General features: G+C 58.1%; 21 protein-coding genes and 2 pseudogenes. 11 read left to right on the top strand and 12 right to left on the bottom strand.

The features are described from left to right. Positions 1 to 44: 44 nt before the first annotated feature. Positions 45 to 2,624: a DNA mismatch repair protein MutS gene (gene mutS / locus HK44_RS09020; protein ID WP_019692116.1), complete on the bottom strand. Its 2,580-nt coding sequence runs from the start codon at positions 2,622 to 2,624 to the stop codon at positions 45 to 47. 200 nt (positions 2,625 to 2,824) lie between these two features. Here mutS and HK44_RS09015 point away from each other — a divergent pair. The 5 genes and pseudogenes from HK44_RS09015 to recX all read left to right on the top strand — a co-directional run. Continuing rightward, a pseudogene (locus HK44_RS09015) lies at positions 2,825 to 3,121 on the top strand (helix-turn-helix domain-containing protein); the annotation flags it as partial. A gap of 186 nt (positions 3,122 to 3,307) precedes the next feature. After that, positions 3,308 to 3,382: pseudogene (locus HK44_RS29670) on the top strand (lysis protein); the annotation flags it as partial. Between the two features lie 112 nt (positions 3,383 to 3,494). Then, complete coding sequence (locus tag HK44_RS09010) at positions 3,495 to 3,995, top strand: CinA family protein (protein WP_019692119.1); 501 nt, start codon at positions 3,495 to 3,497, stop codon at positions 3,993 to 3,995. Positions 3,996 to 4,078: 83 nt separating this feature from the next. Continuing rightward, positions 4,079 to 5,131 carry a recombinase RecA gene (recA, locus tag HK44_RS09005; RefSeq protein ID WP_019692120.1) on the top strand — a complete coding sequence of 351 codons (1,053 nt, stop codon included), beginning with the start codon at positions 4,079 to 4,081 and terminating at the stop codon, positions 5,129 to 5,131. 8 nt (positions 5,132 to 5,139) lie between these two features. Next, positions 5,140 to 5,607 (top strand): recombination regulator RecX, encoded by a 468-nt coding sequence (gene recX / locus HK44_RS09000; RefSeq protein WP_019692121.1) that lies wholly within the window; start codon positions 5,140 to 5,142, stop codon positions 5,605 to 5,607. Positions 5,608 to 5,649: 42 nt separating this feature from the next. On the opposite strand, the gene HK44_RS08995 is transcribed toward recX, so the two are convergent. After that, complete coding sequence (locus HK44_RS08995; protein WP_019692122.1) at positions 5,650 to 6,771, bottom strand: LOG family protein; 1,122 nt, start codon at positions 6,769 to 6,771, stop codon at positions 5,650 to 5,652. 504 nt (positions 6,772 to 7,275) lie between these two features. Here HK44_RS08995 and HK44_RS08990 point away from each other — a divergent pair. Beyond that, positions 7,276 to 7,470 (top strand): FitA-like ribbon-helix-helix domain-containing protein, encoded by a 195-nt coding sequence (locus HK44_RS08990; protein WP_019692123.1) that lies wholly within the window; start codon positions 7,276 to 7,278, stop codon positions 7,468 to 7,470. Positions 7,471 to 7,478: 8 nt separating this feature from the next. Here the strand turns inward: HK44_RS08990 and HK44_RS08985 are convergent, their stop codons facing one another. Next, positions 7,479 to 7,904, bottom strand: a complete 426-nt coding sequence (locus HK44_RS08985; RefSeq protein WP_019692124.1) for a PA3611 family quorum-sensing-regulated virulence factor — start codon at positions 7,902 to 7,904, stop codon at positions 7,479 to 7,481. A gap of 190 nt (positions 7,905 to 8,094) precedes the next feature. Between HK44_RS08985 and HK44_RS08980 the strand changes: the two genes are divergently transcribed. The 3 genes from HK44_RS08980 (at position 8,095) to HK44_RS08970 (ending at position 10,167) form a co-directional block, all read left to right on the top strand. Beyond that, entirely contained in the window at positions 8,095 to 8,853 is a 759-nt protein-coding gene (locus HK44_RS08980; protein ID WP_019692125.1) for a tRNA-uridine aminocarboxypropyltransferase, read from the top strand. Positions 8,854 to 9,078: 225 nt separating this feature from the next. After that, positions 9,079 to 9,729, top strand: coding sequence for a response regulator transcription factor ErdR (erdR, locus tag HK44_RS08975; RefSeq protein WP_019692126.1), 651 nt, complete (start codon positions 9,079 to 9,081; stop codon positions 9,727 to 9,729). 75 nt (positions 9,730 to 9,804) lie between these two features. After that, on the top strand, positions 9,805 to 10,167 hold the full coding sequence (locus tag HK44_RS08970; RefSeq protein WP_019692127.1) for a diacylglycerol kinase: 363 nt from the start codon (positions 9,805 to 9,807) through the stop codon (positions 10,165 to 10,167). On the opposite strand, the gene HK44_RS08965 is transcribed toward HK44_RS08970, so the two are convergent. Next, positions 10,164 to 11,090 (bottom strand): LysR family transcriptional regulator, encoded by a 927-nt coding sequence (locus HK44_RS08965; RefSeq protein ID WP_024264819.1) that lies wholly within the window; start codon positions 11,088 to 11,090, stop codon positions 10,164 to 10,166. The two genes, HK44_RS08970 and HK44_RS08965, sit on opposite strands and share 4 nt — an antisense overlap. 136 nt (positions 11,091 to 11,226) lie before the next feature. Here HK44_RS08965 and fpr point away from each other — a divergent pair, with 136 nt between their 5' ends. Further along, positions 11,227 to 12,006: a ferredoxin-NADP reductase gene (gene fpr, locus HK44_RS08960; protein WP_003189055.1), complete on the top strand. Its 780-nt coding sequence runs from the start codon at positions 11,227 to 11,229 to the stop codon at positions 12,004 to 12,006. A gap of 99 nt (positions 12,007 to 12,105) precedes the next feature. On the opposite strand, the gene tsaA is transcribed toward fpr, so the two are convergent. The 5 genes from tsaA to rimO form a co-directional block, all read right to left on the bottom strand. Continuing rightward, entirely contained in the window at positions 12,106 to 12,804 is a 699-nt protein-coding gene (gene tsaA, locus HK44_RS08955; protein WP_019692129.1) for a tRNA (N6-threonylcarbamoyladenosine(37)-N6)-methyltransferase TrmO, read from the bottom strand. Between the two features lie 2 nt (positions 12,805 to 12,806). Continuing rightward, positions 12,807 to 13,274 carry a DUF1456 family protein gene (locus HK44_RS08950; RefSeq protein WP_019692130.1) on the bottom strand — a complete coding sequence of 156 codons (468 nt, stop codon included), beginning with the start codon at positions 13,272 to 13,274 and terminating at the stop codon, positions 12,807 to 12,809. A 67-nt stretch (positions 13,275 to 13,341) separates the two neighbouring features. Next, positions 13,342 to 14,052, bottom strand: a complete 711-nt coding sequence (locus tag HK44_RS08945) for an rRNA pseudouridine synthase (RefSeq protein ID WP_019692131.1) — start codon at positions 14,050 to 14,052, stop codon at positions 13,342 to 13,344. An 82-nt stretch (positions 14,053 to 14,134) separates the two neighbouring features. Then, the gene (locus HK44_RS08940) at positions 14,135 to 14,608 is read right to left on the bottom strand and encodes a GNAT family N-acetyltransferase (protein WP_019692132.1); all 474 of its coding nucleotides are present in this window, start codon (positions 14,606 to 14,608) and stop codon (positions 14,135 to 14,137) included. A 115-nt stretch (positions 14,609 to 14,723) separates the two neighbouring features. Beyond that, the gene (rimO, locus tag HK44_RS08935) at positions 14,724 to 16,058 is read right to left on the bottom strand and encodes a 30S ribosomal protein S12 methylthiotransferase RimO (protein WP_019692133.1); all 1,335 of its coding nucleotides are present in this window, start codon (positions 16,056 to 16,058) and stop codon (positions 14,724 to 14,726) included. Between the two features lie 385 nt (positions 16,059 to 16,443). Between rimO and HK44_RS08930 the strand changes: the two genes are divergently transcribed. Continuing rightward, positions 16,444 to 18,285, top strand: a complete 1,842-nt coding sequence (locus HK44_RS08930) for a potassium transporter Kup (protein WP_431357325.1) — start codon at positions 16,444 to 16,446, stop codon at positions 18,283 to 18,285. Positions 18,286 to 18,406: 121 nt separating this feature from the next. On the opposite strand, the gene HK44_RS08925 is transcribed toward HK44_RS08930, so the two are convergent. The 3 genes from HK44_RS08925 to HK44_RS08915 form a co-directional block, all read right to left on the bottom strand. After that, positions 18,407 to 18,733: a DUF3077 domain-containing protein gene (locus HK44_RS08925; protein WP_019692135.1), complete on the bottom strand. Its 327-nt coding sequence runs from the start codon at positions 18,731 to 18,733 to the stop codon at positions 18,407 to 18,409. A 355-nt stretch (positions 18,734 to 19,088) separates the two neighbouring features. Next, positions 19,089 to 20,438 carry a restriction endonuclease subunit S gene (locus tag HK44_RS08920; RefSeq protein ID WP_019692136.1) on the bottom strand — a complete coding sequence of 450 codons (1,350 nt, stop codon included), beginning with the start codon at positions 20,436 to 20,438 and terminating at the stop codon, positions 19,089 to 19,091. Then, positions 20,431 to 21,978 (bottom strand): HsdM family class I SAM-dependent methyltransferase, encoded by a 1,548-nt coding sequence (locus HK44_RS08915; RefSeq protein WP_019692137.1) that lies wholly within the window; start codon positions 21,976 to 21,978, stop codon positions 20,431 to 20,433. The genes HK44_RS08920 and HK44_RS08915 overlap by 8 nt, the downstream gene beginning before the upstream one ends. Between the last annotated feature and the right edge of the window lie 9 nt (positions 21,979 to 21,987).

Below are 21,987 nucleotides of genomic sequence, written 5' to 3'. Positions count from 1 at the left end.
CATCCCAAACCGCGCGAGATTCTAACAGCTTGCAGGCAAGTGCGTTAGATCCGTGTCTTTAATGTATAGAGCATTTCGAGCGCCCTACGCGGGGTCATGTCATCCAGATCGAGCTTGGCGAGTTCATCGAGCACTGGATGCGGCAGGCTGGCGAACATATCGCTCTGCTGCGGCGCGACCGGTTTGCCTTTGGTTGGCTGCGCCGTTTCGTGAGGTAGCGCGGTGGCTTCCAGTCGCCCCAGATGCTCGCGAGCCCGCAGGATCACCTCGGTGGGGACGCCGGCCAGTTGCGCAACCGCCAATCCATAGCTCTGGCTGGCAGGGCCGGGCAGTACGTGGTGGAGGAATACGATGCGCTCGTTGTGCTCAGTGGCATTGAGGTGGACGTTGGCCACCAGCGGCTGGTTTTCCGGCAGTACTGTCAGCTCGAAGTAGTGGGTGGCGAACAGCGTGTAAGCGCGCAGCTGAGCCAGACGCTCGGCCGCAGCCCAAGCCAGCGACAGACCGTCGAAGGTGCTGGTGCCACGGCCGACTTCGTCCATCAGTACCAGGCTGCGTTCGGTGGCGTTGTGCAGGATGTTCGCGGTTTCGCTCATCTCGACCATGAAGGTCGAACGGCCACCGGCCAGGTCATCGCTGGAGCCGATCCGGGTGAAGATCCGGTCCACCAGCGACAATTCGCAACTGGCTGCGGGCACAAAGCTGCCGATATGCGCCAGTAGCACGATCAGCGCGGTTTGCCGCATGTAAGTGGATTTACCGCCCATGTTCGGGCCGGTAATCACCAGCATCCGCGTGCTGTCGTCGAGGCTCAGGTCGTTGGCCACGAACGGCGTGGTCAATACTTGTTCAACCACCGGGTGACGGCCCTGGCTGATGCGCATGCACGGTTCGCTGACGAACCGAGGGCAGTTCAGGTCAAGGTTCAGCGCACGCTCGGCCAGGTTGCTCAAGACATCCAGCTCGGCCAGTGCCGCGGCAGTGTCCTGCAGTGGCGGCAGTTGGCTGATCAGGTCTTCGAGCAGGGCTTCGTAAAGCATTTTCTCGCGGGCCAGCGCGCGGCTCTTGGCTGACAGCGCCTTGTCTTCGAAGGCTTTGAGCTCAGGCGTGATGAAACGCTCGGCACCCTTGAGGGTCTGGCGGCGGATGTAATCGGCCGGCGCCTGCTCGGCTTGCTTGCTGGGCAGTTCGATGAAATAACCGTGAATCCGGTTGTAGCCGACTTTCAGGTTGGCCAGGCCGGTACGCGCCTTCTCGCGGGCTTCGAGGTCGATCAGGAATTGTCCGGCGTTTTCGCTCAGCGATTGCAGTTCGTCGAGCTCGGCGTCGTAACCGGTTTTCAACACGCCACCGTCGCGGATCACCGCCGGCGGGTTGTCGATGATGGCTTTTTCCAGCAGGGCGGCCAGCTCGGGATAGGTGCTGGTAGTCACGGCCAGTTGGTGAAGGTGTGGCGCCTCAAGTTCGGTCATCGCCACTTGCAGTTCTGGCAGGGCGCCGAGGGCGTCGCGCAGGCGAGCCAGGTCACGAGGGCGAGCGTTACGCAGGCCGATACGCGCCAGGATCCGCTCGATGTCCCCGATCTCTTTCAATTGCGGTTGCAGTTTCTCGAAGCGGTAACCATCAAGCAGGCAGGTGATCGAGGTCTGGCGTGCCAGCAGCACGCTCAAGTCGCGCAGCGGGCGATTCAACCAACGGGTCAGCAAGCGACTGCCCATGGCGGTCTGGCAGCGGTCGACCACCGATTGCAGGGTGTTTTCACGGCCACCGGCAAGGTTGGTGTCCAGCTCCAGGTTGCGCCGGCTCGCACCGTCCAGCACCACGGTATCGTCCAGACGTTCATGACGCAGGCTGCGCAAATGCGGCAGGGCGGTGCGCTGGGTTTCCTTGGCGTAGCTCAGCAGGCAGCCGGCGGCACCGATGGCCAGGGTCAGGTTCTCACAGCCGAAACCCTTGAGGTCCTGGGTGGAAAATTGCTGGCAAAGACTTTTCAGCGCCGAATCACGCTCGAAATCCCACGGTGCGCGACGACGAACGCCGCGACGTTTTTCCGCAGGCAGGTCTTTTGGCCAGTCATCCGGAATCATCAGCTCGACCGGATTGACCCGCTCCAGCTCCGCCAGCAGGTTCTCCCAGCCTTTAATCTCCAGCACGCTGAAGTTGCCGCTGGTGATGTCCAGCACAGCCAGGCCGAACAGGCGCTCGTCACCCAGCACGGCGGCGATCAGATTGTCGCGGCGCTCATCCAGCAGCGCTTCGTCGCTGACGGTGCCGGGGGTGATGATTCGTACAACCTGACGGTCTACCGGACCTTTACTGGTTGCCGGGTCGCCGACCTGTTCACAGATCACCACCGACTCACCGAGCTTGACCAGCTTCGCCAGGTAACCTTCCGCAGCGTGGTAAGGAATCCCGCACATCGGAATCGCCTGTCCAGCCGACTGCCCACGGGCGGTCAGGGTGATGTCCAGCAACTTGGCGGCCTTCTTCGCGTCTTCATAGAAGATCTCGTAGAAGTCACCCATGCGGTAGAACATCAACTGGTCAGGGTGCTGGTTCTTCAGGCGCCAGTACTGCTGCATCATCGGGGTGTGGGAAGACAGATCGGAGAGTGCTTTATTCATCAGGTAATCAGGCGAATTCGTTGAAAGAGGTGGGGCAAAAATGGGGCATTGGCCCGGTTTTTCCGCGATGGGCGCAAGGTTACCATGGGCAGTCCGACCTACGCAGGGATGAAAGGTCCGCTGCACATTTCTGCGATTTATGCACTGGCTATGCAAATCGGCATTTGTCATCTTCGAAAAGAACAAGCGCTATGCGCGTTATGCAAAAACACAATGTTTCTACCGTCTTAAGAGCGCTGCTCAATCAGCACGGGATCTCCCCCGCGGAGCTTCACCGTCGCACTGGCGTGCCTCAATCCACCCTCTCGCGGATTCTCAGCAGGAAGATCGCCGATCCTTCGGATAAACACATCTCGAAGATCGCCGAGTACTTCCGTGTGAGCACCGCCCAGTTGCGTGGTCGCGCCGATGTTGCGTTGGCCAGCGCGCCTGCAGGCGAAGAGTCGCATTCGGAACTCAAGGGCATAAGGCTGTGGGATGACGATACCCCCTTGAAGTCGAGTGGCCGGTTCTGACGTTTTCTGAACCCGGGGAACCAACGAATTCACTGCGCTCGCTCTTCGGCCTTAAACAAAAGCAAATCGAGGGCATCCTCATGCCTGTAACAGAAGGGCAGCGGCTCAAGATCATGTCGAACGCCCGCCCACAAACGCATCGCCGCGTTCCTTGCGCAAGTCGGCCATGAGTCGGCGTATGCTCAACGAATTATCGGCATCATCGATGCAGGCGACCGCGGACTGATTGCCTTGCAGGCCTGACAGGCCTATGTCAGAGCGCTTGTTCGCTCACATTTTGATCTAGCCTGCGTCTTGCAAGCGTGATTCGCTCGTGTACGGTAGTGCGCATGCCCGCCTGTTCGAGGAGAGAGTCGTGAACGAAATCACCCAGCTTGCCGCGCAACTAGGCCGGCGTTTGCAGGTGCTCAATGCCCATGTCAGCACGGCCGAGTCCTGCACCGGCGGCGGGATCGCCGAGGCGATCACCCGGATTGCCGGCAGCTCGGCGTGGTTCGAGGCGGGTTATGTCACCTATTCCAATCGCCAGAAGACCCAGCAACTGAATGTGCCCGCCGAGTTGTTCGCTGAGGTCGGGGCGGTCAGCCGTGAAGTGGTCGAAGCCATGGTGCGTGGTGCCCAGCACAAGAGTCGCGCGCGTTTTGCCGTAGCGGTCAGCGGTATTGCAGGGCCGGACGGCGGTACGCCGAACAAGCCGGTGGGCACCGTGTGGCTGGCATGGGCGGTCGGAGATGCCGTGTATTCGGAGTGCCGATACTTTGCGGGCAACCGCGATGACGTCCGCCGACAAACGGTGAAGGCCGCGCTAGAGGGGTTGCTGCAGTATGCCGCCGGAGAAATCTCAAATGAGGGGTAGGCGATCCCGAAACGCTGTGGAATAATACTGGCTACTTATACAGGTGTTGGCCGTCAGGCCTTATTGATTACGTGAGGACTTTAATGGACGACAACAAGAAGAAAGCCTTGGCTGCGGCCCTGGGTCAGATCGAACGTCAATTCGGCAAGGGTGCCGTAATGCGTATGGGCGATCAGGACCGTCAGGCGATCCCGGCTATCTCCACGGGCTCTCTGGGTCTGGACATCGCACTCGGCATTGGCGGTCTGCCAAAAGGCCGTATCGTTGAAATCTACGGTCCTGAATCCTCCGGTAAAACCACGCTGACACTGTCGGTGATCGCCCAGGCTCAAAAAGCCGGCGCGACCTGCGCATTCGTCGACGCCGAGCACGCCCTGGACCCGGAATACGCCGGTAAACTGGGCGTCAATGTCGACGACCTGCTGGTTTCCCAGCCGGATACCGGCGAGCAAGCCCTGGAAATCACCGACATGCTGGTGCGTTCCAACGCGGTTGACGTGATCATCGTCGACTCCGTGGCAGCCCTGGTTCCGAAGGCCGAAATCGAAGGCGAAATGGGTGACATGCACGTGGGCCTGCAAGCCCGTCTGATGTCCCAGGCGCTGCGTAAAATCACCGGTAACATCAAGAACGCCAACTGCCTGGTGATCTTCATCAACCAGATCCGGATGAAAATCGGCGTGATGTTCGGCAGCCCGGAAACCACCACCGGTGGTAACGCGCTGAAGTTCTATGCTTCGGTTCGTCTGGACATCCGCCGTACCGGCGCGGTGAAAGAAGGCGACGAAGTGGTCGGCAGCGAAACCCGCGTCAAAGTCGTCAAAAACAAGGTGGCTTCGCCGTTCCGTCAGGCCGAGTTCCAGATTCTTTACGGCAAGGGCATCTACCTCAACGGTGAGATGATCGACCTTGGCGTACTGCACGGCTTCGTTGAGAAGTCCGGTGCCTGGTATGCCTACAACGGTAGCAAGATCGGCCAGGGCAAAGCCAACTCGGCCAAGTTCCTGCAGGACAACCCGGACATCGCTGCCACTCTTGAGAAACAGATTCGCGACAAGCTGCTGACGCCAACGGCTGACGTCAAGGCTTCGCCGGTCAAAGAGACCGAAGATGATCTGGCTGACGCTGATATCTGATTGATCCGATGACCGCCGTACTCGATACCCTCGTCGCGGTGCGGCGAACCGCAATGGACCTGCTCGCACGACGCGAGCACGGTCGAGTCGAGTTGACGCGTAAACTGCGTCAGCGCGGCGCTTCTGATGAAATGATCGAGGCAGCACTTGACCGTCTGACGGAAGAGGGGCTGCTGTCCGAATCCCGATACCTTGAAAGCTTCGTTTCCTACCGCGCCCGCTCCGGCTACGGCCCTTTGCGCATTCGCGAAGAGTTGAGCCAGCGTGGCTTGCAGCGTGCCGATATCGAACTCGCCCTGCGTGAAAGCGGAATCAGTTGGCAAGAAAACCTGGAGGACACCTGGCGACGCAAGTTTGCCGGGCATTTGCCGATAGATGCCCGCGAGCGCGCCAAGCAAGGGCGCTTCCTCGCCTATCGGGGATACTCCATGGAAATGATTGGTCGTTTGTTCAGCGGCCGAGGAATGGATGACTGACTGAAAAGGCCTGACTATTGAAATAGTCGGGCCTTTTTTTGCTCAAGTAACCTTGATCTGTTCCCGCTTGCGCTGTGGCGTCTGGGGCTGCTGAGCCGTGGCCCAGTTTTCCGGCAGGTTGATGTAGTCGACCAGTTCACGCAGGCGTCCGTGATCACGGGCGTTGAACGTGAAGGACAGTCGCACCAGATGACTGAACTGAGCCTCGTCGTGCTCCTCGCCACCGTAAGTATGTTGATGAAAGTGATCGCTCAGGCACAGGTCGGCAAAGGCCTCCTGTATATGCTCGAGCGCATGGTCGTTGAGTTTGTGATTCATGCGGATCACGAACTGATGTTTCAGCCAGCGGCTGGAGTGGAAGTTGCTGTAGAACTGATTGATTTCCGCCACAGCGTCATCGACGGAGTACACCAGACGAATCAGCTTCAGGTCGTTCGACAGGATGTAATGGTTGGCCTCCAGTTGGTTGCGGATGAAGTCCAGCGCGCTTTCCCAGAAAGTGCCGCCAGGAGCATCCAGCAACACCACGGGAACCAGCGGGCTTTTGCCGGTCTGGATCAGGGTCAGCACTTCCAGGGCTTCGTCCAGCGTGCCGAAGCCGCCAGGGCAAAGCACCAGCGCGTCGGCTTCTTTGACGAAAAACAGTTTGCGGGTAAAGAAAAAGTGAAACGGTAGAAGGTTGGCAGTGCCGCCTACGGTCGGATTCGCATGCTGCTCGAAGGGCAGGGTGATATTGAATCCAAGGCTGTTATCCCGACCTGCACCTTCATGGGCGGCGGCCATGATGCCGCCGCCAGCACCGGTGATGACCATCAGGTTCGATTGGGCGAGTTTTGCGCCCAGCTCCCGAGCCAGTGCGTACAGCGGATGTTCAGCCGGCGTACGTGCCGAGCCGAAAACGGTCACTTTACGCCGCCCCTTGAACTGCTCCAGCACACGGAAGGCATGCTCAAGTTCGCGCAGGGTTTGCTGGGTGATCTTGGCGTTCCAGCGATTGTGATCTTCTTGTGCCATGCGCAAGACAGTCAACATCATGTCGCGATAAATCGGAATATTCGGGCTATTGGGTGAAACCAGGTTGAGTTGCTCTTCGATCTTGCTGGTGAGATCGACGCCGATGCTCTGAAAATGACGCACCAGAAGCTCATTCGGTTGGTAAGGCATTCAACTTCTCCTTCTACACAAAACCTTCGGCTCGAACGAGAAATTCGCCTGAGCCGCGACACCGCTTGTGTCGCTCTCAGCCCGCAAGAGGGCTGGGCACTACACCCGACTCGACCTGACCATGAAGCGTTGAAGTAGCGGTCGAGTCATCCAGACGGGTTCTGCTTATCCCTTGGATGAAAGAAACGTTCGCACGACAGGACTCTGAATCGGCAGCCCCTTTTCTGCCTTGAACATTAAACACCAATACATTGAATCTAGACGCTTGTGGTGAGTTGCGCTGACTTGATCATGGTCCTCGAAAGTCTTCGCTGGCAATCACTTATTACGAGCTCACTACCGACTGTCACCGTCCGTCAGAACCTGTGTCGGACGGCCATGGCTCTGATTTACTCAGTTACAGACACAACAAGACAGCATTGCGTCCAGGGCAAGGCGCAAGGCTCCAGGAGTTGTAGGGGATCATCGCGCAATGATTGGCGATCAAGTGCAAGGAGGCAGGCAATGAGCCTGGTGATTCTGGAGGTCGATACCCAACTGTATCGGTTGCTGCAAGCGGCGGCCGCGCGTAATCACGTGAGCCTTGAAGAGGAGTGTCGTCGGCGCCTGGAGGACAAAGAGTGGCGCTCACCTTATTTGCAGGCGCTGGTGGCGGAGCTACGCGCCGATGATGAGCAACGACGCGCAGGTTCTCACTGATGACGTGATTACTTTTTCTTTTGTGCCGTTTGCGCAGGGCAATCCGATTCCTGGTAGCTGGCCGAGCCTACAGGGCGATTGGTTTTGTTTTCCGAAAAGTCGTAACGCATGATCGCGCCCTTGGCCATCAGCTTGCGGTAGTTCACGTTGCGGCACACGCTGGCGCCCAGTTGCAGATAAACCACTTTCGGGTTGGCACGCATTTCGTCGGCATAAGCCGATTGCACGCTAATGTGGTCGATCAGCTGTTTGCCATCAACCGTATAACCTTGGTCGAGAAGGTTCTCATTGATTTCCCGAGGCAGGCCGACGTTACTTTCCGCAGCAACCTTTTCCAGCATCTTGCCCAGATTCAAATCATTCAGGGAGGCTGCTTGAGCGCTGAAGGGCAGGGCCAGCAGAAGGGCAGCGGTGGGGACGATAAGGCGCAGCATGAAACTCTCCTGGTTCAGTGACTGGTGCTTCGACCAGCCACATGGCGGTGCGTTCAGTGGCGGCGGATTATAGGCGAGCGGGGGTAGGCGGTACAGGTTTGGGCGAGATGCTCTGGTAAACTGCCGCGACTTCCTGCCTTGCCGAGTGTTTTTTTGTGTCGATATCCCTTCTCTGCGGATGCTGCCTGCGATGAGCAATGCAGCCCCACGTTTTGCCACGAACGCCGTAGCCCGTCTGCGCGATGAGCGAGAAGAGGAGAGTACCAAGCCTTTTCTGGCCCGCGGTTCACGAGCGCCCCGTTGCCATACGTGCCGGGTGATCGAGAGCCACTGCCTGTGTAACTGGCGTCCCCAGGTCGAATCACGGGCCGGTGTATGCCTGATCATGACCAGGAAGGAAGTGTTCAAACCGAGCAATACCGGCTGGCTGATCGCAGACGTGGTCAGGGATAACTTTGCCTTTATCTGGTCGCGTACCGAGGTCGACCCGCAGCTGATCAAGCTTTTGTCCGACCCGCAATGGCAGCCTTATCTGGTCTTTCCCGGCGAATACGTTGCTCCTGAACGCGTGACGCATACCGTCGAGGCTACTGGCGAGAAGCGCCCATTGTTCATCCTGCTGGATGCAACCTGGACCGAGGCGAGAAAGATTTTTCGGAAAAGCCCTTATTTCGACGGGTTTCCGATTCTGAGCCTGCTCCCCGAAAAGCTCTCGCGGTACCGCTTGCGAAGGTCTACCCGCAGCGAACACCTGTGCACCGCGGAAGTGGCTGCGTTGTGCCTGGATCTGGCGGGGGATGTAGACGCTGCATCGGCACTGGATGCCTATTTCGATGTGTTCAGCCAGCATTACCTCGATGCCAAGCATCAGCTGGAAATGAATGTCTCGACCCCGGCCCATACAGAATTGCTGCCTTTCGTTGAACACACGGCCCCGATCATGTCCTGAGAGTCGCCCATACTGACAGGTAACCACGGGGTTGCGGCTTGACCACCCAGGCTTCGCTGGGCATCCTTGGCGCCGATTGGGGTGCGGCCGAAGATTGAAACGCCGGTTTTATGGGCTCTTGGCGTTGAACGTGCCCTGTTGGTGCCGCTGTCTGGCGGTGCCTCGAGTTGCCTTGGCGATACCGAATGCATCGGGTCTGCCATAAAAAACAGGATCATTTGAAAAATGGCCACATACGAAATCCTGATTGCCGATGACCACCCTCTCTTTCGTAGCGCGCTGCACCAGGCTGTGACCCTGGGCCTTGGCCCCGAGGTTCGTCTGGTGGAAGTGGCGAGTATTGCCGAGCTGGAAGCCCGTCTGACTGAAAAGGCTGACTGGGATCTGGTGCTGCTGGACCTGAACATGCCGGGCGCGTACGGATTCTCCGGGCTGGTGCTGTTGCGCGGTCAATACCCGCAGATCCCGGTGGTGATGGTTTCGGCTCAGGAAGAGGCCACGATCATGGTGCGCTCCCGTGAGTTCGGGGCCAGCGGTTTCATTCCCAAATCCAGTTCATTGGAAGTGATTCAACAGGCCGTGCGCTCTGTGCTGGATGGCGATGTCTTCTGGCCGCCGCAGGCATTTGAAGCGGTCAGCGTTTCGGACGAGGCCAAGGCTGCCAGCGAAGGCTTGGCCAGTCTGACGCCACAGCAGTTCCGTGTATTGACCATGGTCTGCGAAGGTCTGCTGAACAAGCAGATTGCCTACGAATTGAGCGTGTCGGAGGCGACGATCAAGGCGCATGTGACGGCGATTTTCCGCAAGTTGGGGGTGCGTACCCGGACTCAGGCGGCGTTGCTGTTGCAACAACTTGAGTCAATTTCCAGCCATTAAAGGCGCTTCCATTCACGCTTTTTTAACTTCTGTTGATCTAGCTTTTCTACTCCTTCTGGTTCAGTTGCCTACTTTATGTCGCCTTTCAAAGGTCAAACCGGTCTCAAGCGCATTCTCAATGCAGGTGGTTATTCTCTCGATGGCCTGCGTGCAGCCTTCACCGGCGAAGCCGCTTTCCGTCAACTGGTCCTGCTCAATGTCATCCTGATTCCGCTGGCGTTTGTGCTGAACGTCAGCCGTGTCGAGCGTGCCTTGCTGATTGCCGTCTGTATGCTGGCGCTGATTGTCGAGTTGCTCAATTCGGCCGTGGAAGCGGCCATTGACCGGATTTCCCTCGAGCGGCACCCACTGTCGAAAAATGCCAAGGACATGGGCAGCGCTGCTCAGTTAGTGGCCCTGAGCATGATCGTGGTGGTGTGGGCGGTCATTCTGCTTTAAGCAATCGTCGGTAAAACGATCTCGTCACTGCGCTGGACCCCAGCGGTGAAGGCGCGGCACAGGTCGAGAAATTCGCGCATGGCCGACGTCTGATATTTCTGTTTGTGCCAGATGAAATAAAACTGCCGCGCCAGATCCAGGTCCGGTGTTTCAACCGCCACCAGACTGCCGCGGCGGAACGCGTCGCGTAGCGCCAGTCGTGAAATACAGCCAATCCCCAAGCCAGATTCCACTGCGCGCTTGATCGCTTCGGTGTGTTCCAGCTCAAGCCGGATATTCAAGGCGCTTCGGTGGTGACGCATGGCCTGGTCAAAGGTCAGGCGCGTGCCGGAGCCTTGTTCGCGAAGGATCCACGCCTCGTGCGTCAGCTCCTCCATGCTGGCCTGGCCACGGGCGGCCAGCGGATGTTGCGGGGCGCAAAACACCACCAGTTCATCCTCGACCCAGCTTTGTACCTCGATGTCCGGGTGGCTGCAGTCGCCTTCGATTAGACCCAGATCAATTTCATAATGGGCGACTTGTTGCACGATGTTGGCAGTGTTCTGCACATGCAGCTTCACCTGGCTTTCCGGATGACGCTGCATGAAGCTGCCGATCAGTAAGGTCGCCAGGTAGTTGCCGATGGTGAGGGTGGCACCGACCGCCAGCGAGCCGAAACCGGACTTGCCGTTGAGCAGGTCTTCGATTTCCTTGGCTTGGTCGAGCAAGGCCACCGCCTGCGGCAACAGTTGTTTGCCCATGGCGTTGAGGCTCAGCCGCTTGCCGGCGCGGTCGAACAATTGGCAGCTGGATTGGCGCTCGAGTTCGGTGATCGAGGTGCTGGCCGCTGATTGTGAAAGGTTGAGCAGGCCCGCAGCACGAGAGACACTCTCTTGCTGAGCGACGGCGACGAAGACTTGAAGTTGACGTAGAGTAAATCGCATATCTATATAACCGATAACCCTTATCTTAATAATCCAGTTAACAGATATTGTCGCTGCCATTAGAATGCGATGCAATTGCGCACTGCTCTCTTGGCGCAGAGCATGCGCAGACAAAATCTCCAGGAGTCCCCCGTACATGAGCAACATGAACCACGAGCGTGTCCTCAGTGTTCACCACTGGAACGACACTCTGTTCAGCTTCAAGTGCACCCGCGATCCGGGCCTGCGCTTCGAGAACGGCCAGTTCGTGATGATCGGCCTGCAACAGCCCAACGGCCGCCCGCTTATGCGCGCTTACTCGATTGCCAGCCCGAACTGGGAAGAGCATCTCGAGTTCTTCAGCATCAAGGTTCCCGATGGTCCGCTGACTTCCCAGTTGCAACATCTGAAGGAAGGCGACGAGATCATCATCAGCAAAAAGCCGACCGGCACCCTGGTGCTGGACGATTTGAAGCCTGGCAAGCATCTGTACCTGCTCAGCACCGGCACCGGTCTGGCGCCGTTCATGAGCGTCATTCAGGATCCGGAAACCTACGAGCGTTTCGAAAAAGTGATCCTGTGCCACGGCGTACGTTACGTCAACGAAGTCGCTTACCGCGAGTTCATCACCGAGCACCTGCCGCAGAACGAATTCTTCGGCGAGGCCCTGCGTGACAAGTTGATCTACTATCCGACCGTGACTCGCGAGCCGTTCGAAAACGAAGGTCGTCTGACCGACCTGATGCGCAGCGGCAAGCTGTTCAGCGACATCGGCCTGCCGCCGATCAATCCTGAAGACGACCGTGCCATGCTCTGCGGCAGCCCGAGCATGCTCGACGAAACCAGCGAAGTACTGAACAGCTTCGGCCTGAAAGTTTCGCCGCGCATGCGTGAGCCGGGTGACTACCTGATCGAGCGTGCGTTCGTCGAGAAGTAAGCGGCACTGAAAAATGTGGGAGCAGCCGGGCTGCTCCCACATAAAAGCAAAAGCCCGCGTTGCCTGAGAAGGCAATGCGGGCTTTTGCGTTTCTGGCGTTCAGGTTTTCGCAGGGATGACTTCGAGGACGCGAATCAGCCCGGCTTGCGGGTAATGCCAGCGCACGTCCAGGTCCCAGAACTGTGCGCCGTATTCGCGTTCGGGGGCAGGTGTCTGGTACGCCGGGCGTGGGTCTTGCGCCAGGCATTGCTCGATCAGCTCGACCAAGGGCTCTTCAAGGCGCTGAGCCTGCGTATACGCCTGTTGCAAGGCGGCATCCGCCCACTGCACCGGAATCAGCTGCGGCGCGGCGCTGGCGATCTCGTTGGACGCACCCGGGATGATATCGGCGTAGGGCACGTAGGGTTTGATGTCGAGAATCGGCGTACCGTCCAGCAGGTCGATGCCGGAGATCCACAGGCGATTGGCTTCAACCTTGTCCAGCTTGACCACCGATTGGCCAATGCCGTTGGGCCGATGGGTTGCGCGCGTGGCAAACACGCCCATGGACTTGTTGCCGCCCAAGCGCGGTGGGCGGACTTTGAGTCGCGGCTTGTCTTCCAGCGCCTGATGAAACAGGAACAGCAGCCAGACATGGCTGACCTGCTCCAGGCCTTGCACCGCATCCCCCTGATCGAACGGCGCCACCAGCTCCAGAATGCCGCGAGCGGCCGGCGCCAGTTGCGGCTGACGCGGAATGGCGAACTTCTCCTTGAAGCAGGAGCGCACGAAGCCGATCGGGGAAACGCTGTAGCTCATGGTCAGCCGCGAACGCGCAGGGTCAGGCCTTTGAGGAAGTTGCGCAGCAACTGGTCGCCGCATGGGCGGTAGTTGGTGTGGCCGAACTTGCGGAACAGTGCGCTCAGCTCAGGCTTGGAGACCGGGAATTCGGCGGCCTTGAGGATCGCGTGCATGTCGTCTTCTTTCAGTTCGAAGGCCACGCGCAGCTTTTTCAGAATGATGTTGTTGGTGACCGGCAGCTCGATCGGCTGCGGCGGACGGCTTTCGTCCTTGCCACGCTTGAAGAACACCAGGCCATCAAGGAAGTGCGCCATGACCTCGTCCGGGCAGCGTACGAAGCCTTCTTCGTCTTCTTCTTTCTTGTCGAGGTACGTCACCAGGTCGGGCAGGGTGACATCCATGCCGCCGAGCTTGATGATCTCGATGACTTTTTTGTCACTGATGTCGAGCATGTAGCGCACGCTGCGCAGTACGTCGTTATGAATCATGTGTGCAGTCCTGATCATTCAGCTGTGGGCGTTGCCGTTAACGGCGACGCCGAAATGTGTGGCCGCCTTAGAATTTCTCTTTGGCAGACAGATAGCGCCATTGACCCACCGGCACTTTGCCGATGGAAACACCGCCGATACGGATGCGGCGGATGGCGACGACCTTGAGGCCGACAGCCTGGCAGAGCAGGGCGATGAGGCCCGGTTGCGGGTTTTTCATCGCGAAGCGCAGGCGATTTTCGTTCTGCCAGCTGGCTTTGACCGCTGGCAGTTCCTTGCCTTTGTACGACAGGCCGTGGGTCAGGCGGTTGAGCCCGTGAGCGACCATGTCACCTTCGACCTCGACCACATACTCTTGCTCGATCTTGCTGGCATCGGCGGTGAGTTTGCGCAGGATCTTCCAGTCCTGGGTGAACACCAGCAGCCCGCTGGCGTTGGCCTGCAGGTCGGCGCTGGCGGTCAGGCGCAGGAAGTGGCCCTTGAGCGGACGTTTGCTGAAGCGGTGTTCTTCGCTCAGGGTCTCGGGGCCGATCAGTTGCAGGGCGGTGTCGGCATCCATGCCCGCTGGCGCGTGCAGCAGGATGGTCACGGGTTCCGGCGCGGTGGCCTTGGCTTCGGGGTCGAGTTCGACTTTCTGGGTGTCGACCTTGAACTGCGGCTCATCGATGACTTCGCCGTCCACGGTGACCCAGCCGCCCTCAATGAACAGCTCAGCCTCCCGACGGGAGCAGCCGACGAGCTCGATGAGGCGTTTGGAGAGACGAATCGGGTCAGTCATGACAGGGGCCGTTACAAAAGGGGGGAGGCATTGTACCTGCCTCGCGCCGGTTAATCGCGGGTCCATTTGCCTTGTGTGGCTTTTAGCCGCGCCGGGCCTGTTGATTGGCCTGCTTGAAACGCATGTGCAGCAGCGGATATGGCTGGCCCATGCCATCGACCTCCGAGCGTCCGATGACTTCGAAACCCTGTTTGAAATAGAACCCCAAGGCTTGCGGGTTTTGTTCGTTGACGTCCAGTTCATCGGCGTTGAGGTGTTCCATGGCGTAGCGCAGCAGTTGTTTGCCCAGGCCCTCGCCACGGTGTTCGGGGGCGATAAAGAGCATTTCGATCTTGCCTGCCGCAACGCCGGCGAACCCGGTGATGCGCTGGCTTCGGTCACGGGTGCAGATCAGCATGACGGCATCCAGATAGCGGGTGAGCACCAGGTTCTTCAGCAGCTCGATGTAACTGTCCGGTAAAAAATCATGCGTAGCGCGGACCGACGCCTCCCAGACCCGGGTCAGTTCTTCGTAGTCGCTGTGTTTCGGTGTGTGGATGACCGAATGATGGCGCATGCCCGCCTGCCCCTTGTTCTGTGCGCGAGGTTAAATCCTCTTGCTGAACAATACGATAGACGTAAAAAAGCCCCGCATCTCGTGAAGAGAGCGGGGCTTTTCATATTTTTTGCGTTTAGATCTGTTCAGCCCACAGGTCGTATTCGTCGGCGTCGGTCACTTTGCACCAGACCTTGTCGCCTGGCTTGAGGTTGCTGCCGTTATCGATGAAGACGTTGCCGTCGATTTCCGGGGCATCGAAGAAGCAACGGCCGACCGCGCCTTGCTCGTCGACTTCATCGACCAGTACTTCGATTTCACGGCCGATGCGCATTTGCAGGCGCGCCGAGCTGATGGCCTGCTGGTGCGCCATGAAACGGTCCCAGCGGTCTTGCTTGACCTCATCCGGAATGATCTCCAGATCCAGATCGTTGGCCGGAGCGCCTTCAACCGGCGAGTACTGGAAGCAGCCAACGCGGTCGAGCTGGGCTTCGGTCAGCCAGTTCAGCAGGTACTGGAAGTCTTCTTCGGTTTCGCCGGGGAAGCCGACGATGAAGGTCGAACGGATGATCAGGTCCGGGCAGATCTCGCGCCAGTTCTTGATGCGCGCCAGAGTCTTGTCTTCGAACGCCGGGCGTTTCATCGCCTTCAGCACTTTCGGGCTGGCGTGCTGGAACGGGATGTCCAGATACGGCAGGATTTTCCCGGCGGCCATCAGCGGGATCAGTTCGTCGACATGTGGGTACGGGTAAACGTAGTGCAGGCGAACCCAGACGCCGAGGGTGCTGAGCGCTTCGCACAGTTCGGTCATGCGGGTTTTCACCGGCGCGCCGTTCCAGAAACCGGTGCGGTACTTGACGTCAACGCCATAGGCGCTGGTGTCCTGGGAAATTACCAGCAGCTCTTTGACGCCGGATTTGACCAGACGCTGGGCTTCGTCGAGCACATCGCCCACCGGACGGCTGACCAGTTTGCCGCGCATCGACGGGATGATGCAGAAGCTGCAGCTGTGGTTGCAGCCTTCGGAAATCTTCAGGTAGGCGTAGTGACGCGGCGTCAGCTTGATGCCTTGCGGCGGCACCAGGTCGATCAGCGGGTTGTGATCCTTGCGCGGTGGCACGACGTCGTGCACGGCATTGACCACTTGCTCGTACTGCTGCGGACCGGTGACGGCCAGCACGCTCGGGTGTACGTTGCGGATGTTGCCTTCTTCGACACCCATGCAGCCGGTGACGATGACCTTGCCGTTTTCCTTGATGGCTTCGCCGATCACTTCAAGGGATTCGGCCTTGGCCGAGTCGATGAAGCCGCAGGTGTTGACCACCACGACATCGGCGTCCTGATAGGTGGACACGACGTCATAGCCTTCCATGCGCAATTGGGTAAGGATGCGCTCGGAGTCGACCAGTGCTTTCGGGCAACCCAGGGATACGAAGCCAACTTTAGGGTTGGCCGGCGTTGTGGTGGACATGTCTAACCTCGGTGTTTTGTGACGCCTCCAGCCGACAACGGCAAGGCGACAGACGGGCGCTTGACGCGCCTCTGATCAAAAAGTGCGCAATTCTAGCGGTGGTCAGCGTACTTGACCAGCTTTATGGAGGGAAATACGACGAGTGCTGCGCTATGCTTCGCGCCGTTACACCCAGGCGTATTTTCTCAGTCAATAAATCGCCTGTATCAATAAGTAAAACAGCGCATGCTGCACGACAGTCTGCGCAGATTGGCAAAGCGCAGGCGCTTGTTCGTGTCGTGCTTTTTACATGAAGCCCCGGTCTTGGTGGCAGGAGTGGTTGATGGGTCAGGCAAGTAGTCAGGCAGTAGGCTCAGCGCATTCCGGGGCAGCAAAGCCCTTGGGAATGTTGGTGGCGGCGGTCGGGGTGGTTTATGGCGATATCGGTACCAGCCCGCTCTACACCCTCAAAGAGGTGTTTACCGGCGGCTATGGGGTGCAAGCCAACCATGACGGAGTATTCGGGATTCTGGCGCTGATTTTCTGGTCGCTGGTCTGGGTCGTCTCGATCAAGTACGTGTTGTTCATTCTGCGCGCCGACAACCAGGGCGAAGGCGGGATCATGGCCCTGACCGCGCTGGCGCGGCGAGCCTCGGCATCGTATCCGCGGCTGCAATCGGTGCTGGTGATCCTCGGCCTGATTGGTGCTGCGTTGTTCTACGGCGACAGCATGATCACCCCGGCGATCTCTGTATTGTCGGCGGTGGAAGGTCTGGAGCTGGCATTCGAGGGCCTCGAACGCTGGGTCGTGCCGTTGTCGCTGATCGTGCTGGTGGGATTGTTCCTGATCCAGAAACACGGCACTGACCGCATCGGCAAGTTGTTCGGTCCGGTGATGGTGTTGTGGTTCGTGGTGCTGGGTGTCATGGGAGCGCTTGGTATTTCCCGGTATCCGGAAGTGTTGCAAGCGTTGAATCCGGTCTGGGGTGTTCGGTTTTTCGAGGTTCATCCTGGCATCGGTATCGCGATCCTTGGCGCGGTGGTGCTGTCGTTGACCGGTGCTGAAGCGTTGTATGCGGACATGGGCCACTTTGGTCGCAAGCCGATTGCCCGTGCCTGGTTCGCGTTAGTGCTGCCGGCACTGGTGCTCAACTACTTTGGCCAGGGCGCCTTGCTGCTGGAGAACCCGGACGCCGCGCGTAACCCGTTCTATCTGCTGGCACCGGGCTGGGCATTGATCCCATTGGTCGTGCTGTCGACGCTGGCAACGGTGATTGCTTCCCAGGCGGTGATTTCCGGTGCGTTCTCCCTGACCCGTCAGGCGATTCAGCTCGGTTACATTCCACGCATGTACGTTCAGCACACCTCAAGCGCCGAGCAAGGTCAGATCTATATCGGTGCGGTGAACTGGACGCTGATGGTCGGGGTGATTTTGCTGGTGATCGGTTTCGGGTCGTCCAACGCCCTGGCCTCGGCCTACGGTGTGGCGGTAACCGGGACCATGTTGATCACCAGTATTCTGGTGGCGGCGGTCATGCTGTTGTTGTGGAAATGGTCACCTGTCCTGACGGTGCCGATCCTGGTCGGCTTCCTGCTGGTGGACGGGCTGTACTTCGCTGCCAACGTGCCTAAAATCGTGCAGGGCGGTGCGTTCCCGGTATTGGCGGGGATTGTGCTGTTTATCCTGATGACCACCTGGAAACGCGGTAAAGAGCTGCTGGTGGATCGGCTGGATGAGGGCGGTCTGCCGTTGCCGATTTTCATCAGCAGTATTCGTGTGCAGCCACCTCACCGGGTCCAGGGTACGGCGGTGTTCCTGACCGCGCGGCCGGATGCGGTGCCCCATGCGTTGTTGCACAACTTGCTGCACAACCAGGTGCTGCATGAGCAGGTGGTGTTGCTGACGGTGGTTTACGAGGACATTCCGCGGGTACCGACACAGCGACGGTTTGAGGTTGACTCCTACGGTGAGGGCTTCTACCGGGTGATCCTGCACTTCGGCTTCACGGACGAACCGGATGTGCCGCAAGCGCTGAAGCTGTGCCATCTCGATGAGCTGGACTTCAGCCCGATGCGTACGACGTACTTCCTCAGTCGGGAAACGGTCATCACCTCCAAGCTCGTCGGCATGGCCCGCTGGCGTGAGGTGTTGTTCGCCTTCATGCTGAAAAACGCCAACGGCAACCTGCGGTTCTTCAAGTTGCCGGTGAACCGGGTGATTGAGCTGGGTACACAGGTAGAAATGTAAGCCTTACAAAAAGCCCGTTTCGCGTAGGAGCTGGCGCAGCCTGCGATCTTTTGATCTTGCTGCTTCCAGCAAAAAGCCCCCGTTATCGCAAGGTAACGGGGGCTTTTTCGTTTCTGTGCCTTTAGTTGCTTTCAGGCCGCGGGTCTTCGGATTTGCTCTTTGTCCGGGCAGGTCGCGGGGTCAGGACCTTTACCACGTCATCAATCACTGCCTTGCTCATTGCCGTCAGATAATGCGCGGCCCAGGCGTGGCGGTCGGTGTCTTTTGCGAAGGCGGCATCCTGAGCAAATGATCTGGCGAGGAACAGCAGGTCGGAGGCCTGTGCCAATGCTTCGACTATGGGGACGCCGGCGCGGACGTTGAATAACGCCTGATCCGAGCAGTAGATCAGTGGCGTGAAGCCGATGGTTTTTAGTTCTGAAGGTGAGGGCGTATCTGTTTTGGTCATGGTGTTACTCCTGGGTTCAAGGAGCCGCCACATTCGTTTCCAAGCGAATGGGTGACGGCTGTACGCAGGTTGGAAAACCGGGAACCTAGGAACCGGCACGCCCGAAGGCGTCCCACGCACAGCCGCCATAACACAGGATTGCAGTCGTAAAAACCTCTGCAGTCATGATGGGGTGCTGTTGCGCTACGGTTCGACGGGTTTCCAAGCCCGATCGCTGAATGGTCAGCGACGTCAGGAGAGTATCCCGTCGAAGAAAAGCGCAACAAGGCATCAAAGTGCCCATATACGAGATTCGGAGTTTGCCTACAACGTCTGCGGGCGTCATCCGATATTGCGGCACCTTCAGTAAACGAAACTAAACGCGCGCACTTTTTTGCGCACGCTTGGCTTTGGGGGCGGCGACGCGCTGGGCCTTGATGCGTTCCAGCAGCACGCTGGCGGGTTCGTCGTTCGGGTCTTGGGGGACGAGTTCACCGCGGAAGGCTTTGGCCAAGATGCTTTGGGTTAACTGGTCGATACGGCTTTTGGCTGAGGCGACTTTGGCTTCCAGTTGATCGGCGAAGGCGAAGAGTTGTTCGACGCGGTGGACGATCTCTTGTTGTTCAATTAACGATGGAACAGGAAACACAAAACTCCTGCACTGAGAAAGTGAAATGTTCACCTGCCCAGCTGAGCCCTTTGTTTCATTAATTATATTTCGCAGATTATCGCCACCTTCAAGAACGATGGTAATCCAGCCAGATATTATTCTGCTGCTCGGTCTGAAGAGTGTGATCGCCTGATTAATGTTCCACTCTTCATGGCTTGCTGGAATTGTTGCGATCTTGCCAAGCGGCGGCCCAACGATGTTCATGATGACATCGCCAGGCTTTGCAATGGATTTTGCGGATGACCCCTTGTGTATTGCTTCTGTTATGCATTGCGCACGATAGTCAAAGTCAACTTTTTGATTGACGATGTTGTAGACCTTCAAAAAGGGAACGCCGCGGTCAGTAAACCCTTCTCTCGGTGTTCCTCCGCTTTGAACTTTATCGCAAGCATCAGCGGCTTTTTGATATGACCATTCAGGCTGTTTTCCATCTCGCCAGCTCTCTGTCAACCGCCCGGAAACTGCTGCAGCGAGGACGGATTGGCGAAAGCGTTTGAGCAGGGTGGGGATGGCGTCGATGCGGGCTTTGAGGGTGTCTACCTGAGCCAGCAGTTCATCAAGTTTTTGGGCTATGCGGATTTGTTCGGCAGATGGTGGAACCAACACAGGGTAGTTTTCAACAAACTGTTTTGGTACACGGCGTAGGCCTACTGCTCCGGTCATGTTCGATGCGCCTTCACGCATGAATCCACGGCTTTTAACTAACGCCAGCAGATATTTGGCTGACACCTCTTCATTACATGGACGCAGTACAAAAAATTCGCTGCTTCCCGCACCTATACCATTAGGTAGACCTTCAACAAACGCGGCTTTGCCGTTTTCAAAGCAAGGAGTCACTTTGGCGAATATTACGTCGCCATTTTTAAAATTCGTATAGGCCTTCTTGATGTCGCCCCAGCTGCGATCACTAAAACGCAACTTGTCCCGGAAATTGGTCGGGGCGTGGGACATGGGCACAAAGCCTGCTGCCAAGTGATCATCGAAAGCCTGCTTGGGGTTTATGTCAGCAACATCGCGAATGCAAGCGGTTACCCACCCCGTTGGCAACTCATTCATCCCCATTCTCCTGAGCAACCACCAATCCCATGACTTCCGCCATCAGTTGCTTCTGTGCCACCACTTCGTCCCCAGCCCCAAGCGCCTTCATCAGCTCTTCCAGTTCATGCAGGGCTTCGGTCAATTCGGCCATAGCTTCACCGGCCAATATTTCGGGCGCCGGCAAGTCGCTCGCATCAAGACTGGCGGAATCCTTCAGCCAACTGATATCCAGCGAATCGCCGCGTTGTTCTATCTGCTCGCGCGTAAACACACGGAAGCGACTGAGTTCACCGTTGCCTTCGACATTCTCCGCACGCGAGCTGTTGCCGTTGGCATTGTCCCCGTAGGCATCCTCAAATGGTTTGAGGTGCTGTGCGCCGAAAGGAGTGCGTTTGCCGAAGCTTGGCATATTGCTGCGCAAGTCATAGATCCACACACGCTGCGTGCAACCTTGATCCTGACGAGGGTTTTCGACGGTGCCCTTTTGGAAGAACAGCACATTGGTTTTCACGCCCTGAGCGTAAAAGATGCCGGTGGGCAAACGCAGGATGGTGTGCAGGTTGCACTTGTCCATCAGGTCACGGCGCACATCGGTGCCGACACCCGCTTCGAACAGCACGTTATCCGGCAGCACCACGGCGGCGCGGCCACCGGGTTTGAGGCCGCGATAAATGTGCTGCAAGAAGGCCAACTGTTTGTTACTGGTCTTGTAGGTCAGGTCATCGCGGGTCGGACCGCCGCCGCCCTTGGCGGTGCCAAACGGTGGGTTGGACAGGATGACATCCACTTTTTCCAAGTTGGCCCCGGTCTGCCCGAGAGCATTGCCCAAGTGCACCACACCTTCCTCATCACCTTCCATGCCGTGCAGCAAGGTGTTCATCAGCGCCAGGCGACGGGTGCCAGGCACCAGCTCTACACCGACAAAGGCACGGTTGCGCTGAAAGCTTCGGGTTTTTTCATCAAGATCATAGTGATCGTCGGTGTGGCTCTTGATGTAGGCATCGGCAGCAATCAAGAAGCCCGCAGTACCTGCTGCCGGATCCTGAATGGTTTCAAGGGGCTGGGGCTTGATGCAGTTAATGATGCTGTCGATCAACGGACGTGGGGTGAAGTACTGACCAGCGCCAGATTTGGTTTCGCTGGCGTTCTTTTCCAGCAGGCCTTCATAAAGGTCACCAAGGCCATCGCGACGGGCGCTGAACCAGTCAATGCCGTCGAGGCTTTTGATCAGTTGTTCCAGGTGACGCGGCTCTTTGAGGCGGGTCTGGGCATCGGCGTAGATGGCGGCGATCAGTGGGTCGGTGTTTTTGCCCAGATCGAGCAGCATCTGCCGGTAGTGGTTGAGCAGGTTCAAACCGGATTTGCTGTTCAGGTCCGGCCAACGTGCGCCTACGGGCAGTTTGTGGCTGAAGCTGTCGTTGTTCTGAACCTGTTCGAATTCCATCTTGATGAACAGCAGCAACACCAGTTCGGTGACGTAGTCGCTGTAGTTGATGCCGTCGTCGCGCAGGACGTCGCAAAGGTTCCAGAGCTTCTGGACGATGTCGCTGTTGTTCATGGGAAGTGC

This window comes from Pseudomonas fluorescens HK44, assembly GCF_000217955.3.
GTDB classification, from domain to species: domain Bacteria; phylum Pseudomonadota; class Gammaproteobacteria; order Pseudomonadales; family Pseudomonadaceae; genus Aquipseudomonas; species Aquipseudomonas fluorescens_AQ.
Note: the sequence above shows the minus strand (reverse complement) of the source record. Positions and strands in the feature narration are given on the sequence as shown.